Genomic DNA, 15,626 nt, shown 5'->3' with positions numbered 1-15,626 from the left:
TTAGAGATTACGTGAAGCTTGAGGATGGGTTAAAAATTGTCATTACAACACTTAGAGATAATGAGCTAGTTTCACAAAAGAAGTTTGACTGTCTTACAACAAAATAAAATCTAACTAAAAGGCCCTGTTTAACAGGGCCTTTTAGTTTCTGTATTTTCTATAGAAAATGTCAGAATGTCATAATTAAATGTTATATAAGTTTAATTCAAAGAGGGAAGTTCTATGATTAAGGGCGTGCACGACATTTATTACAACGTAAAAGATATGAAAAGAGCAGTAAAGTTCTATTCAGAAGTTCTTAATATGAAAATCTCTTTTGAATCAGATCATTGGACTAGTATGGATTGTGAAGGTGTAATGATTGGCCTACACTGGACTGAAGGGGATGATGTCCCAACTTTTCCAAGAGATTCTCATGGTGCACATTGTGGTGGAACACTTACGTTAAATAGTGATGATGTAAAAGCAGATAAAAAGATCCTTGAAGATAACGGTGCAAAAATTCTCGGAGAGATGGATGCGGATTGGGGCCATATGCTAATCTTTGAAGACTTAGATGGAAATGTTTTAAAACTACAAAACGCGAAGTATTAATCTATTTATTCAACGCGATTTGGAACAGGCACAATATTTGGGGAAACGAGCTCCCCTGTAAATGAGCTTCTCATATGAATTCAAAAAAAGGCCAGTTAAACTGACCCCTTTCTTTTAGTATTAATTTTCACGTTTCTCATAAAGTTCTCCTTGTTAAATGATTTATAGAACTCATTTTCTATACAAATTAGTCTATCGCTAGTGTGCGGACTAATTGTTGGAGAAGGGTAGAGTTCATGCAAAATAAATGTGAATTTTCTGTTTCCCGAGTGAAGGTGTAGAGTAAGTATTTAGGGGAGTCGACTTTGGCTCTTTGTTAAGATTGTTAGTTAGCTTTCATGGGAGTCGCTCTCGGCCATCCATGGCCTCCGCGACATACCTACATCCTGTAGGCAACCGCCAAGAGCAGTTAGATCGCTTACTAATATCCATAAAAACAAAAAAGCCCACTCGTTGAGTGGGCTTTTTTATTTTGGTGGACCTTAGCGGGATCGAACCGCTGACCTCTTCGCTGCCAGCGAAGCGCTCTCCCAGCTGAGCTAAAGGCCCTCAATTGAGATATTTTCAAGAAGAATAATAGCCAAACCGTGAGGGCTTGGCAATATTATAATTCTGGAAGATCTCCATTTTGATCAAGTTCTCGAGCAAGTTCGGCCTTCTTTACACTTACGGCCTCTTCGTAGTTTCGATAGAAGCACTGTGACTCATAGGCCTCATTTTTCGTTGAGAAGCGCTCGCTTCCATTGACTAGGTAGGGAATACCACCGCTGTCATCAAGAATCTCAGCACATCTCTTTGCTAAGAATTTTGCTCTTAGCCCCATGCCTTTTTTCTTAAGCATTGGGTAGTAGATAGCACATGAATGGAGAGTGTCGCGATAGCTATCGTGTCTTTTTCCCTTCTTAAGAACTTTCTTTGCATTCTTATTTAGGATCTTAATAATCGACTTTCCAAAAACTTTCTCAAAGCTTTCTCTTGCCGTATTCATGAGAGGAATATTACTTGCTCCAACATTATCTCCTCTTAGTAGATTTTGTTGAATTCCGCGATAGATTGGGATTAAAAAAGTATATTTCGAATAATTTAAGCTATCCTCATATGTTAGCTGTGGGCTTTCTGCATATGGAAGTCCATAGAGGAAGTATTCTTCAACTGCACGGATGTAGTTATAGAAGGTCGCATCGATTGTCTCAACTGAAAGAACATCACCATCTGATAAATTATTTGCTAAATAAGTATAAGCTGCTTGTGATAGGTCCTTAAAGCTATTGCACTGGCAATTTGGAGCGTCGATATCACAGTCTTCTGGTGTCAGACTTGGAACATTGACAACAACCTTCTCAAAATTAACAAGGGCCTTAAGTGCTTTTAAAGCGTTTCTCATACGAACTGAAAATAGGGCAGTTGCTTGTGGCCTCGTTCCCGTTTTTGTTAAGTCCTCTTCAAAGATTTCGATGACTTCTGAGATTGAAAAATCTTTCTTATTATCTCGCCAATTATCTTCTGCTTCGATGATTTTATACAATCTTTCAACGTTAACTGAATTTCTAAGCTTCTCTGAAAGTCTTTCTTTGTCGGCCGCAAGATCAGCTAAAGCTGGTTTAATTACTTCTTGAATATACTGTGTACGATCTTCATTTCGAGCAATTTGGTTTTCCTGGCAATCACTATTCTGATTTACCCAGTACTTACCGTCTTGGAATTCACGACAATAGACATTTAACTTTGCATTTACATTAGCAAACCAGGTTAAAGTTTGTGACCACGTTCCCCAAGTTTTTATATTTTGATATTCATCATTCCACTCTTCGATTTGATATGGATCAGGCTGTTGCAGTCTAAGCTTTGCTTGCTCCTTTTGAAGAGTTGCAATGGTTACAATTGTATCTTGTTGATTTGCAGTTTCATAAATATCTCTTAATTCACTTAGAATTCTTTGGATACGAGGGTAGTGCTTTCTTAAATTTTTAATTCTTTGAAAGTCTTTGTCTGGAGTGTCTAGCCTTTGAATGTAGTCATATAACCACTTAGCTTCTTCTCTTGTTGCATTCTTACGACGTAGGTTACAAGTCATGGCATTGATATTCTTATATGCACACTTATAAGATACGTAGTAATTTCGATCATTATATAAGTCTTCTAACGCTTGATAAGCATCACTTCCTTTATAACTTACGTAAGAGACAAGACTATCAACCATATTGGCAAGTCCTGTAGAAGCTGCAGAAGTGAATAGGGAAGAGCCTGGGTATAGAGCACCGGCAACTTGTCCCATTAACATAACTGCAGGGCGAAGCATTTTTGGACCTAAGTCATCATCACATTCTGGCGCATCTCTTAGGTCATCTAAGATTGTTGTGGCCATTGTGAGACTATCAACAACGCCATTTTCTTTACGGTAATCTGAATCGAGGATCTCATTTCTTCTTCTTTGTAGAGAGAGGATCTCATCATCGTATTCACCGTTATAATTACTATTTGCCACAAGTTGATAAACCTCACTTGCAATCGTCTCTAAGTTTGAATCGATAATAGAAACTTCATTGGCATTGCCCTTATATTGCTCACTTAGTGAAGAAAGGAAGGCCTTTGAGTTTGCATAGATTGATTGGCAACGATAGCGCTCATCTTTGATGTCTTTAATTGCTATTGTTAGGGAGTCAACAACTTCTAGGACAGCTTGATCGCTTACAAATTCACATGAATTCGCTAGTCGACCACTAAAGAGAATTGAACGGTTAAAGTCTGCTTGTGTAAAAGTGGCCACCATCGTGATGGCCATTATTTTAAAAAGAATTTTCGTCATTAAAAACCTAATTGTGTGTGTTGTGTTTCTTGTGTGTTTTATATTTCGTTATTTATAGACGACGACGGTCTTGTAGACTAGGTCCACTTATACATTTTCTTAAAGCATTCACTACTTCATTTTGATCATTACATGCGAAGTGTCCATCACATTCATTTTCAAAGCAGGCAACATTAAATGTTCCTACACATTGTGACATAACTCTTCTGATGTCTTCTTGGCTATCAAAGTCTCTTCTGCTTAATCTTGAAAGCGCACTGTTAAGACATGAATTTTGTACTAACCAAAGTTGTGAATTTAAGCTTGTTACTTCATTAAGATCATTACGATCGTAGCGACTTAAATTTGCCATTACTGTTGCTTGAACATTTCCTGTTACGTATTGGCAAGAACGAGCAATTGCATAAAGCTCATTGTGATCATTTTGATCAAAACGTGAAAGAAGTCTCATTGAATTGTTAATACAACCTAAGTCCAGTTGTCTTGTACACGCATCGTAAATTCTTCTTAGTTCATAATTAGATGAACATTCTCTTTCGTTACCTGAACACAATTTTTCAACACATGCAGATTGTGTATAGTTCGGTATTTGTGGTGCTCTAAATTGTGCCATTGTGCTTGTTAGATAAACAATGGCCACTAGCAATATAACTGCTCTAAACATAATAAACCCCTCCCTAATATTTCCCATTTTTATATAATTTAAGAAAAATTCTGCAAAGGAATTTATTTTTCAAAAGTGCGTAAGTGACTGGAATTTCGTTAAGCGTTATAAAATTTATTCAGACGAGACTTCATATGGGGATAGATTTTGATGGCCTGCTCATACCACTCCTGAATACTCTCTTCTTTACGATTCATATCGACAGAGCGTTTAATGATAATTTCAAATAATTCTTCTGATTTGAATCCACTATTTAATGTGTCGATGGCCATCTTTAAAGACTGGGAAGCAGTAGAGTCTTTATCTGCGACGAGGGCATCCATGAGTGGAGCATTCTCATACTTTGGAAATTTTTCTTTTTGCTTAACTTGCACGAATTTGGTGGTCTTATTATCTGGTGTTTGAGTCAGGATAATAATCATTTTTTCTAAAATTGCAGGCTTTGTTGCGCAAATGATTGAAGCTTCCTCAATTAGCTTTAATGCCTTTAAGTATTTCTTATTTTTTTGTAAGTCTTGAATAGATGATTTATCAAATTCAATTTTTTCAAGTTCACATCGAGCATAGATGACAATGGCCGCAGAAATGGCATCTTTGATTTCATCTGAAGGCTCATTTACTTTCTTATAAGCATCATAATAATTTAAAATTAATTCATGCTTACCAGCTGCAACTGCAACCATTGATAAGTCTTTCAACATATCAGGTGAAATAGGGTAGTCCGCATGTAGTTTAAGTGAATACTGCAAGGCCATATAGTAATTTTTCTGATGTTTATAAGTTTTAAAAAATAGCTTTAGAGTATTAAAGTCTTTTGGGTTTATTGTATAAGACTTCTCAAGTGCTTTAAGGGACTCTTCAAAATTCTTATCTTTGAAATGACAAAGTCCTTCCAGATAATATGTTTCATATGGCCCTTTTGATAACTCTCTGGCCTTCTCTACAATCTCAAAAACTTTTGCATGATCTTTTCCTACTTGTTCATAAGCGGCATTGATAAGTTTTCGATAATCACTTGGAGATGACTTCATCTCGTATAACTTATCCATTAAGGCTTTTATACTATCTACAGTGAATGGGATCGGTAAAACGAGATCCACTTGTTGTTGAGCAATTTTTGAAATCGCATCAATGGAATCATTTTGAGTCAGTAGAATGAAGCTGTTGTTGATTCGATTTGGTTGAAGCTTTAAGTGCTTCTTTAAAACGTCGTTATAGCGACCTTGATCAAGTACTTCGTAGCTAAAAACAAGATTGGGCTCAAAAGAGTCGAGCTCTTTTAGGGCATCATGAAAAGTCTTAGCAAAACGTACATTCTTACGTTCAATACCAAGTGACTTGAATGCATTCTCGTATGCAACACGGGCATTACCGAGAGACTCAACCACTAAGACTTCTAAGTCTTTAAAGAATGTTTGTTTTCTTGGATCTTCGTTACTCATCGACTGGTACTTTCCTAAATTTATCTAATAAATTATTTGTCTTCTCTAATCGATTCAAAATTACATTTTCAATCTTCTCGTGCATCTCCTTACTCTCTTCCAGAACTTTAAAAGTTACGTGGTTCTGCTCGTCGTTATATGCACCAATATCCATGACTTCACTTGTTAGTTTTATGGCCTGCTCATGCTTTGTTAGATCGGCTGAATTGGCCTTTGTTACAAGTGAATTTTGGACAATATATAATTCAATCCTATGCCCTAAGGCACAGCTATTTTTCGGTAATAAAGCCGTTAGTTTTTGCGGAGACACAAGCATAACAAGATGACACTTATTTATCTCAAGCACACTAGTGTGACTGGTAAGGTTCTTAATTACTAAAATGAACCTGTTGCTTTTTTGGCTTGCAATTTTAAACACTTGCTTTTCCATCTCTAAAGACTATCTTAAGGAAGGATTTTATGCAAAATGACGTATTTTACCCAGTTATTTAGGATAGTTAAGCCTAATTTTCGGCAATTATAGGAGGCGATCGGTTTTTTTTATTGACGTAATAAATGCTAGGTACTTAAAATTACTATATTACATATTTTTCTACTAAAACAACTAAACAAGAGGTTTAAAATGGCTAAAAAGAAAAAAGCAGCAACTAAGAAGAAAGCAGCTCCAAAGAAAAAAGCAGCTAAGAAATCAACTAAGAAAAAGGAAATGCTACTAGTTGGTTCAAAAACTAAAGAAGCACTAAAGGGTAAAGGATACAACGTATCTTCAGACGCTCTTGAAGCAATGAACGAGTACGTATACTGGCTAGTTGATCAAGCTCAAAAGAGATGTACAGCTAACGGTAGAAAGACAATTCGTCCATACGATATCCTAGGATAATCAAACGAATTCATTTCGTTAGAAATAAAGAAGCCTCGCTATGCGAGGCTTTCTTGTTTCTCTTGACCTGTTTCCATGTCTTTTATTTTTAAAATTCTTTGTTCTTTTTCCTGATCCCCATAGAAGATTACATTCTTAACCCCACGCTTGTTGGCGTAAGTCATCTGCTTCTTCATCTTGGCCGAAGTAGGGTAGATCTCAATTGAACGGCCTTGTGCTCTAAAATTGCGAGCAATTTGGAGGTATTCTTTTTGGTCGTCATCACTCATATTGATGATCATAAAATCTACGCTTGCGCTGATATCTTCAAAGAGTCCACGATCAAGCATGACATCATAAATTCTTTCAGCTCCAAATGAGATTCCAACACCTGAGAGCTTCTCTTTTTGACCAAACATACTCGTTAGATCGTCATAGCGTCCACCGCCACCGATACTTCCCATTGAACCATCAACAAGTTTTACTTCAAAAATGCAACCTGTGTAGTAATCAAGTCCTCTTGCTAGAGTCGGATCAAAGACAAGGTTTTCAATTCCTAGCTCACGCACATTTGAGAGAACGAATTCAAGTTCTTCAAGGCCAAGTTTTCCAACTTCGTCTTCTCCTAGAAATTCTTTGATTGTTGAAAGCTTCTCATCAGAGCTTCCTTCTAAGGTAAGAAGTGTTGAGAGTCTTGCTACTTGCTCTTCACTAAAGTCGCGTTTTAAAAGTTCTTCTCCAACTTTCTCAGCTCCAATCTTATCGAGCTTATCAATGGCAATTGTCATATCGGTAAGCTTATCGCTGACGCCGAGAACACTAGCAATACCTTGAAGGATCTTTCTGTTATTGATGATGATTTCAACACCATCAAGCTTTAGGTCGTTAAAAACATCGTGATAGACTTCAACTAGGGAAACTTCACTTAGAAGTGATTCTGTTCCAATAATATCTCCATCACATTGATAGAATTCGCGATAACGGCCTTTTTGAGGACGATCCGCGCGCCAGACTGGCTGAATTTGATAGCGTTTAAATGGGAGGTCCAGTTCATTTAAATTGGCACACACATAGCGAGCAAATGGGATGGTAAGGTCATAGCGCAGACCGCGATCACACATCTTTGCTGAAATTGCTCCAAGGTTTTTCTCTTTTAAATCTTCTGGTTTTACCTTCTTTAGAAAGTCTCCTGAGTTTAGGACGCGAAAAAGAAGCTTATCTCCTTCTTCTCCATATTTACCAGTGAGGACGTTCAGGTTCTCAACGGCAGGTGTCTCTAGCGGCATAAAACCATGTGATTGAAACCTTTTTTTAATTGTATCAAATATATAATTTCGTCTTGATGATTCAAGTGGACCAAAGTCACGTGTCCCTTTTGCATTTTGTGGCCTAATCGTCGCCATTTAATTACCCCTTCGAAATAAATATATTTGTTTATACCCTTATTTTTAGCACTTTTAAAGCAATAGGCCTTTAAAAATCGCAACTTATTTGCCATAATTTCCTTATGAGACACAATACAACATTTTTCCTATTTTCATTTCTACTCTTTCTCTGTTCATGTGCAGGCCTTAAGCCTCTACCAAAGCTTGGAACTTATGACGTTGAACAACGTATAGCCTACCCAGGTAAGGTGAATAAGATTATTTTAGACCTGCCAAGTCTCGGGGAAGAATTTCATATTCTCTGTGGAGATAAGAGGCTTTCTCACGAAATTAAAAATGGAAAAATAACGGCATTCTATGCTCCGAGATATTGGTACTTTGAAACAAAAGATGGTGAGAAAACAGATGCGCCAAGTAATGTTCATTGCTACTTAAAGTCTAAGGTCTACGGAAGTGAAGTTCAGTATCACTTTACGACATTTAATATAAGGCCATTTGATTATAAGAAATCTTATATCAAGGTGGCAAAAAAGCACGTTGATCTTTCTCCTGAAGCGGTTGAGCGCTGGAAAAGAGAAGTGAAACTACAAAGTGAAGCTTATGCAAGTGCTGTTACAGATCGTTCATTAACAGATAAAGAATTTATTCGCCCGCTAAATAGTAAGATCACTGCTGTTTATGGTAATCGCCGTGTATTTAACGATAAGAAAAATAGCTGGCATTCTGGTACGGATATGCGAGCAAGAAGGCCAACGCCAATCAAAGCATCAAACGATGGGAAAGTAATCCTTGTTGAAGATCTCTTCTTTAATGGAAAGGCGGTCTTTATTGATCACGGTGCTGGTGTCATCACAATGTATTGCCACTTGTCAGAATTTAAAGTTAAAACTGGCGATACAGTTAAACGTGGTCAAATTATAGCTTTAAGTGGTAATACTGGACGCTCGAGTGCTCCACATCTTCATTGGGGAGTGAGAGTGCAAGGTAATTGGGTCGATGGCCTACAATTTTTAAAAGAGCAAAAGAAGCAGTTGAATCCACAGGCATATAAAATGCCTAGTGGAAAAGAAGGAATGAATTAATGGCCTTAACGATAGTAGTTATTGTTCTTCAAATTGTAATTATTGGATTCCTCTTTTTAATTTTTAAAAAAGAGCAAGTTGTTAACTTTGACGAAGTTAATAATTTAATTCGTTCTCAAAAGAATGAAATGACGGATACTTTATTCAAAAATAATAATCAGCTAGCAGAAAATTTCTCTAATCTAAGAGAGCTTGTTGCTGAAAGATTAATGGAGACAAAAGGTGCTCTAAATAAGGATCTCTTCACTTTTAAAGATCAGCTTGGAAAAGATCTTGAGGCGAAGTTTGATAAAACGAATAAGTCAATCCAAGATAAACTGCAAAATATTGATAATAAAGTTCAAGAAAACCTCAACGAGAATTTCAAGAAGACTAATGAAACCTTTACAGGAATTATTGCTCGTCTTGCTAAAATTGATGAGGCGCAAAAGAAAATCGAATCACTTTCGACAAATGTTGTAAGCCTTCAAGAAGTTCTAACTGATAAAAAATCACGTGGGATCTTTGGTGAGGTTCAGCTAACTTCACTTTTAAAGTCAGTATTTGGTGAGGGTGATAAGTATTATAAGCTTCAGTACAAATTAAGTAATGACAAGCTCGTGGATGCAATGGTTGATCTTCCTGATCCAATTGGAAAGCTTTGTGTGGATTCAAAGTTTCCATTAGAAAACTTCAAAAGAATGTTTGAAGGATCATTGGAAGAGAAGGCGAGTGCACGTAAAGAATTCGTACGAAATGTAAAAAAACATATCGATGATATTTCAAGTAAATATATTATTAAGGGTGAGACTGCTGAGCAGGCCGTTCTCTTTCTTCCGGCCGAGGCCATCTTTGCTGAAATTCACGCATATCATGAAGATATTATTTCTTATTCTCAAAAGCATAATGTTTGGATCGCATCACCAACAACTTTCATGGCAACTTTAACAACTGTTCAAAGTGTAATGATGAATATGGAGCGTTCAAAGTATATGTCTATTCTTCACGAAGAAATCAATAAATTAGGTAAAGACTTTAATCTCTATGAGAAGAGATGGACTGATCTAACAAAGCATCTTGCAACAGTTACTAAAGACGTTAATAATATCAATATAACTACAGGTAAAATCTCTAAGAGATTCCAAAAAATTATGGAAGTAGAGATTGATAAGGCACAGTTGGCCAACGTGGCAGAAGTTGAATTTACTAGTCAGGAACCGTCAAATGACTTATAATAGTCTTTGATTCTTATAAAATTTTATCTATCGAAGGAATATATATGAGTTTAGAAGTATTTGTTGCATTGTGTTTAGTAGGGTTTTGGGCACTTTTACCAGCATCTCTAGCGATCGCATGTAAAGACTTTGATGATGCGATGATGGATGATCATCACTAAGAAACAGGTTAACTTTTTCCATGTTTCAATAACTTAAGTGAGCTCCTATAATAAATTAAACACTTATTATAGGAGTCTCATAAATGGCAAAAAATCGCCGACGCCTCAAGCAAATCTGGATTAACCCAGAATTTCAAAAACACTTTCTCGTTAAATTTGGATTTTTAAATCTTATCTCGTGTGGACTTTTTGTTGCCACAATTTTGTCGTTTCTTGTAAATGTCAGAGAGATGGCAGAGGAGAGTGGCTTCTTTCAAAGTGCTGCCTTTCAAGGCTTTTGGGATGTTCAAGTTCAAATCATAAGCTTTTCTCTTCTTATTGCAGTCTTAGTTTCTTTCTTTCTATTTCTATATTTAGGTTTAACAATGTCCCACAAGATTGCGGGCCCTTTATATCGTTTAAACAATCACTTTAAGAAGCTTGCTAAGTCTGAAGAGGATGAAGAACATTTCCTAGAGAAAGTAACATTTCGAAAGGGGGATTACTTCAGAGAGATCGAGGATTCTTTTAATGATTTAGTCGATAAGCAGAACTCATCACATGAGTAATGCCAAGAAAAGTTCTCATGTATTTTTAGTAAGATACGTTGGGACCAAATTGAGTTGAAGTAAAATCAGTAAGTTGTAAGTAGTTTAAAAACCTATGTTAATCTAAAGAAAATTACTTGCAAATAAGGGGATCTCAGAAGTGTTAGTACTTATATTTTTAACAATCTTTAGTAGTCATCAACTCTTTGCTCAAGGAATTTCTGTCATTCCAAATAACACGGCCCTTGGAGTTAGGCTAAACCAAGTGGGAAATGTTATTAAGAAGAACTCGTGTGATCAATTTCGCTCAAAACATTTGAATATTACGCTAACTCCTACTTGTTATGGTGCAAACCTGAGACATGCTAAGAGTACGATTGATCCTCGTGGTGGTGATATTAGAATGAATGTGAAGTTATCAAATGGTGGACAACACTTTGAGAGTAATACGGTCTTCTCTCCCCAGGTAACTTGGCCAAATACATATGGGCAATCATGTACGTGGAATGCTGAATCAAATGATGTTAATTGTTTAATAAAAAGTGGAAACTCTTCACGTGATGTTAAATATAAATGTGCTTACAAGAGGGCAAAGTTCTTTTTAAACGATGCTCTTGATTGTCGTCGTCAAGGAGACCCTCTAGCTCAAGCAGCTCTTAATTCAAATATTAAATGTAAATTCTTCTATAATTGGAAGGGAACTGGCTACGCTGCCAAGTCTTCATATACGAAAAAGCCTGGGCTTGCCAATTGTGGTATCCGAGGTAAGGAAGCAATGGATGTTTCAACTGAAATTGTATCAGGTGCACAGGAAGATACTGAAAGTGAAATTCATGAAGGTGAAGTCAATGTTTCAATTGCGCAATTAAGTATTCCAAAAAGAGTTGGAGCACGTGACCTAAGTAGCGGCCGTGTAATTTTCTCTGGCTCTTCTAGTGATGTACGTGTGGAATTTTTTCAACATAATGAAAAAGAAGATAAGTGGGTTAAGCTCGACTATAAGGGAAGTATTGGCCTTAATGACTTTGAAGACTGCCTAAATGTAAAAGCGGCGTTTCTTGGAAGAAATCAATTCTGTGGCTCTTATTATTCACCACTAATGTTATTCTTCGATGCGAATCTCCCTGACTTCTTAGGAAGAAGTTCATTTCCACTAATAAATGATGTACCAGTCGTAAACTGGGTAGAGCCTAATTCGAAAGGTTATTTCCTTGCCATTGATCGAAACGGTGATGGAAAAATTAATAGTGCCCTTGAGTTATTCGGTGATCAAAATACATATGAAAATGGCTTTAGAGCTTTAGCTAAGTATGATTCTAATAATGACGGTGTAATCGATATTAATGACGAAGTATATTCAAATTTAATTCTATGGAATGATCTCAATGGTAACGGGATCAGTGAAAGTTCTGAAATGACGACATTACCAAAGAAAGGTGTTACTTCAATAAACTTAGAATATAAAAGAGGACATATCGCTTTTGAAGGGCGAGCAGAGGCTAGAGAGAAGTCGACTTTTACGACTGAAGATGGACGCATTGGAAGCGTTTACGATATTTGGTTTTCTCCAGCAATATAGTAATTGAATTGATTAAAAATGGATTTTTATGAAGTTGTTAAGAAATGAACGCGGTGGTGCTGCTCTAGCATTTATAATTTTTGCTTCGGTGGCCGCAGCGTATCTCACAATGAACCTAAATCAGGTTCTCGACGTTGTCTCAAAAAAGAAAAAAGATGGCCGCATTAATGCTGAAATGGATACCTTTACTCGCGGTATTATTTCATACACGACTCATGCTTTAAAAAATCGTTGGTGTATGGACGATAAGTGGGCCAGAAGCGAAAGCTGTTCTGGAGATATGCATGAAGTAATTAGTAATAAATTAAATCTTGAAAGGCTCCTATGGTCTAGCGCTTCTCTAACTGCGATTAAGCAAGCCTATAAAAATGAATATAATAAAGAAATTGGCTTTGAACCTGCTCTTGATGAGGTCTCGACAACAATAAGTATAAAGTCTCTAGGGGAGTTAAGTCAGTCCCATCCAATTAACCTTTCTCTAACTAATACGCTTAGAAATTGTATGGATGAAGTTTCAATTTCTTTAAAGAAAGCTGAAAATAGTGCTCTTTATAAATCAGGGGATGATCGCTATATCGAAATCTTTGTTGAAGCAAAGATGAAGAATATCGATAGATGCTCCGATTATAATAGTAGGCCCTACGGGAGAAGTTTAGTTGGTCTATTTCCAAGAACCCTAAACCAATTTGCAATCATTAAAGGTGGGGATCTAGACTTATCTAAATATACTGGATCAGAAAGCTCTAAAGGTTTAAATATTCACGCACCAATTTATGTTGATAATGACCTTATTCTACCGTCGAGCTCTTATGCACCAGTTGGGATTTATTCCAATATTCATTTAGGAAGAGGTGCTGTCAAAAGTGGTTCTGGTAATTTTGTACCAAAGAGTTTTGGTGGACAGGATGATCAACTTTATTCGACTTATGCTAATGTAAAAACGATAAAACGTGGCGTTGTCTTTGAAGACGAAGTCGATGAGGGGATTGCCGCCTTATTTGGTAATGAATATTATGTTGATACAAGTCTGGCAAAGAAGTGTGATATTTGGCGCGAGCTAGAAGAGAACTTATCTGAAACTAGAGATTCTAGATTATTTGGTAAATTAAGTGGTAGTGGATTTAGTGTCGGACTTTCAAAAACAAATCTTCCGATATCAAATGAATTTAAAGAATATGCCTTCCCAAGTGAATTAGTTAGCTCAACGAAGGGCTATACTGTTATTTTAAAAAATGACAAAAATACAGTCTCTTATATAGATGTAGGTAAATCCGAAAAGCCAATCATGAAAATGGACGTTTCTGTTCCTGCAAATGGCGAAACAGCAGAGTTATTACTAGCACGTGATACAGAGTTCAAAATTAACTTAAACTCTAGCATTAACTTTATTAAATCTAAGGAAGTTCTTACTAAAGAAACAGTAACAGATGAAGAATTTGATGACACTTATAAGGAAAATGACTTTCAAAGAGTTGTGAGAAATATTTCAAGTAAATGTAGTGACCTCAACTCTAAAGATCCTAAGGTAAGATCAGATAAATGTAGCCTTGTTGATTCTAATTTTAATGAATCAAAAAGTAGTAGTTGTGCAAGTGTATACAACGATAATCCTGGTGCTAAGGCCAGCTGCGAGTCTCGTGTTAACGCAATCGAGACTGCTTCTAACGAATATGCTGAAATGAAGGATGAATCACTTGAAGAAATTGAAGAGTATTTAAAAAAACAGCCTAGTATTGATTTTAGTCTTTCGGCCTCAACAACAAATATCACAAACTTTAAAGTTGATATAAGTAATAAGGATCAACTCAATAGTGATGCGTATAAGAATATATCTGATATTACATTGTCGTTAACAGCTTTTGATTTTGCCATTGAGAATAGTTCTAATTACACAACAGGCCGACGTAATAATGATGCCCATAAACCAGGGCCTAATGAATTAGGTAATCCAAACCTCATTAATATAAAACTCATTCGAAATAAAGAAGGAGTGGTGGAATCTATTAAGTATACAAATGCCGAAGATGAAGAGCTTAAGGGATGGACAATGTTAAAGCGCGATAATGGATTTAATGAACCTCCTCGCAAGCCGATGCCGGGACTCTTTGAAAAACTTAGTAAGGAATTATTTATGCCTGAAGATGGGTTAAGTATTTCTGAAAGTAAAGAGTTAAAAGAAAAGTGTTCTGGCATACCTGTTAATGACAATTATTCTTGGGATATCTCTTTTACAAAGAATACGCTGCATTCTTGGATGTATGATGTTGGTGGAAATGGAATTACATTGACTGAGACGATGGAAATGCAAGATCGTTACTTATTTAATCAAAGTAATATGTATCCAGGTGATGCTGGTGGGATACCTAATCAATCGGTCACTAAGAAATGTATTATTCCAAGTGATGTGAGTTTTATCTTTGGTTTCTACGCTTGTCTTGAGCTAGAGATTGAACCTCGTTCAACGCCTTTAACTTTTGTGGGAACACTACTAGTAAATGAGTTAGAAATTTCAAGTGGTGCTCTTACCAGTGGTGTGAATTTCTATAGTATTTGGCACCCGGCCGCTATCGAAAAACTAAGAGAATATAAATGGCTTGCTCGTCGAGATGAAAATGGAGAGTTATTAGAATGTGATTCTAATATTACTGTTTGGAATAAAAATATCTCAAGACAAGAGCAATATGATTTAAGAACTTGCTCCCCAATTCATTTTGTCTTAGAGGGGCCAAATAATTATAACTGGACGACAGTTGATCCAGAAATAGGGCTTCCTGAAAGTGGGGGACTTGTCACAAAATCAAAAATACCAAATCGTTACCGCCGATTTAATATCCAAACATATTGGGTTGAAACTGGGAGTTTATAGTTGAAGTTGGATAATAAAGGTTTATCTTTAGCAGAGATTGTTGTCACAGCAGGCCTACTAGGTGTTCTAATATATGCCTTTGTTGGTGGACAAAATATTTTTAGAAGTGCAAATAAGAAATCGAGAAGTCAGGTCGTTCAACATAATCTTGTTAATTCTTTGTATCGTAAAATATCATCAAATAGTGCTGTTTTTCAGGTTAATATGAATAGTGATGAATTCTTATCAATGACAAGTGTACAAGACCTCAATGAAAAGCTTCCTCTTGCTTGGAATGATAAATTAGTAACATCTGTTGAAGAGTGTCCTAGTTGTCCAGGCCGTATGGGCTATATTTTAACACCACACCCGACATATCGTGGGCTTTTAAAGCTTGTTATTCGCGTAACACATAAGTCTTATATTGAAGGCTTTAAGGATTATGAATTTGTTATTTCAGGGGAATAG

General features: G+C 36.4%; 13 protein-coding genes and 1 tRNA gene. 8 read left to right on the top strand and 6 right to left on the bottom strand.

Going from position 1 to position 15,626, the window contains the following annotated elements:
- The first annotated feature begins 222 nt into the window (after positions 1-222).
- Positions 223-594, top strand: a complete 372-nt coding sequence (locus ACN5L8_RS04130; RefSeq protein ID WP_419172378.1) for a VOC family protein — start codon at positions 223-225, stop codon at positions 592-594.
- A 473-nt stretch (positions 595-1,067) separates the two neighbouring features.
- Here ACN5L8_RS04130 and ACN5L8_RS04125 read toward each other — a convergent pair.
- The 5 genes from ACN5L8_RS04125 to ACN5L8_RS04105 form a co-directional block, all read right to left on the bottom strand.
- Positions 1,068-1,143 (bottom strand) — tRNA-Ala (locus ACN5L8_RS04125).
- Between the two features lie 55 nt (positions 1,144-1,198).
- The gene (locus tag ACN5L8_RS04120; RefSeq protein WP_115363666.1) at positions 1,199-3,400 is read right to left on the bottom strand and encodes a hypothetical protein; all 2,202 of its coding nucleotides are present in this window, start codon (positions 3,398-3,400) and stop codon (positions 1,199-1,201) included.
- Between the two features lie 52 nt (positions 3,401-3,452).
- A complete protein-coding gene (locus ACN5L8_RS04115; RefSeq protein ID WP_115363665.1) occupies positions 3,453-4,064 on the bottom strand; it encodes a hypothetical protein in 612 nt (203 codons plus the stop codon).
- A 98-nt stretch (positions 4,065-4,162) separates the two neighbouring features.
- The gene (locus ACN5L8_RS04110) at positions 4,163-5,506 is read right to left on the bottom strand and encodes a tetratricopeptide repeat protein (RefSeq protein WP_120405114.1); all 1,344 of its coding nucleotides are present in this window, start codon (positions 5,504-5,506) and stop codon (positions 4,163-4,165) included.
- On the bottom strand, positions 5,499-5,936 hold the full coding sequence (locus ACN5L8_RS04105; RefSeq protein ID WP_115363660.1) for a hypothetical protein: 438 nt from the start codon (positions 5,934-5,936) through the stop codon (positions 5,499-5,501). The genes ACN5L8_RS04110 and ACN5L8_RS04105 overlap by 8 nt, the downstream gene beginning before the upstream one ends.
- A gap of 192 nt (positions 5,937-6,128) precedes the next feature.
- Between ACN5L8_RS04105 and ACN5L8_RS04100 the strand changes: the two genes are divergently transcribed.
- Positions 6,129-6,386 (top strand): hypothetical protein, encoded by a 258-nt coding sequence (locus ACN5L8_RS04100; protein WP_199506668.1) that lies wholly within the window; start codon positions 6,129-6,131, stop codon positions 6,384-6,386.
- 38 nt (positions 6,387-6,424) lie between these two features.
- On the opposite strand, the gene hisS is transcribed toward ACN5L8_RS04100, so the two are convergent.
- The gene (hisS, locus tag ACN5L8_RS04095; protein WP_419172377.1) at positions 6,425-7,768 is read right to left on the bottom strand and encodes a histidine--tRNA ligase; all 1,344 of its coding nucleotides are present in this window, start codon (positions 7,766-7,768) and stop codon (positions 6,425-6,427) included.
- Positions 7,769-7,872: 104 nt separating this feature from the next.
- On the opposite strand from hisS, the gene ACN5L8_RS04090 reads away from it, so the two are divergent.
- From ACN5L8_RS04090 to ACN5L8_RS04065, 6 genes are all read left to right on the top strand, one after another.
- A complete protein-coding gene (locus ACN5L8_RS04090; protein ID WP_419172376.1) occupies positions 7,873-8,832 on the top strand; it encodes a M23 family metallopeptidase in 960 nt (319 codons plus the stop codon).
- The gene (locus ACN5L8_RS04085) at positions 8,832-10,046 is read left to right on the top strand and encodes a DNA recombination protein RmuC (RefSeq protein ID WP_115363654.1); all 1,215 of its coding nucleotides are present in this window, start codon (positions 8,832-8,834) and stop codon (positions 10,044-10,046) included. The genes ACN5L8_RS04090 and ACN5L8_RS04085 overlap by 1 nt, the downstream gene beginning before the upstream one ends.
- 244 nt (positions 10,047-10,290) lie before the next feature.
- Complete coding sequence (locus ACN5L8_RS04080) at positions 10,291-10,755, top strand: hypothetical protein (protein WP_115363652.1); 465 nt, start codon at positions 10,291-10,293, stop codon at positions 10,753-10,755.
- A gap of 139 nt (positions 10,756-10,894) precedes the next feature.
- The gene (locus ACN5L8_RS04075) at positions 10,895-12,313 is read left to right on the top strand and encodes a hypothetical protein (RefSeq protein ID WP_419172375.1); all 1,419 of its coding nucleotides are present in this window, start codon (positions 10,895-10,897) and stop codon (positions 12,311-12,313) included.
- Positions 12,314-12,341: 28 nt separating this feature from the next.
- Entirely contained in the window at positions 12,342-15,179 is a 2,838-nt protein-coding gene (locus tag ACN5L8_RS04070; RefSeq protein WP_419172374.1) for a hypothetical protein, read from the top strand.
- On the top strand, positions 15,180-15,626 hold the full coding sequence (locus ACN5L8_RS04065; RefSeq protein WP_115363646.1) for a hypothetical protein: 447 nt from the start codon (positions 15,180-15,182) through the stop codon (positions 15,624-15,626).

The sequence above is a fragment of the Halobacteriovorax sp. genome (genome assembly GCF_048381875.1).
In the GTDB taxonomy this organism is placed as follows: Bacteria; Bdellovibrionota; Bacteriovoracia; order Bacteriovoracales; family Bacteriovoracaceae; genus Halobacteriovorax_A; species Halobacteriovorax_A vibrionivorans.
This window is presented reverse-complemented; position numbering and strand designations above follow the sequence as displayed.